We start from the raw sequence: 284 nt of genomic DNA on the forward strand, positions 1-284 counted from the left end.
GCCGGCCGCGCGCGGCGGTAGCGGGATTCCTCGAACGCGAGGATATCCACCACGGCGTCGGCCAGGTGACGGCCGTATAGCTGGTTGATCCACTCCAGCACCATGTTGAAGGCGCCGGTCGGGCTGGCGGCGGTGAGCCGGTCACGGTCGACGATGTAGCTTTCGCTGGTGACCTGGCTGTCCTTGGCGATTTCCGCCAGGGCGGCGCGGTGTTCCGGATGAATGGTGCAGCGGTAGCCGTCGAGCTGGCCGGCGCGGGCCAGGAACCAGGCGCCGTTCCACAG

Annotated in this window: 1 protein-coding gene; it reads right to left on the reverse strand. The window is 68.7% G+C overall.

Features of this window, described 5'->3' with window-relative positions:
• On the reverse strand, positions 1–284 hold a 284-nt coding region (locus J0A65_RS27170), incomplete at both ends, for a DJ-1/PfpI family protein (RefSeq protein WP_206597261.1).

Origin of the sequence: Bowmanella yangjiangensis (assembly GCF_017255015.1) — a bacterium.
Taxonomy (GTDB): domain Bacteria; phylum Pseudomonadota; class Gammaproteobacteria; order Enterobacterales; family Alteromonadaceae; genus Bowmanella; species Bowmanella yangjiangensis.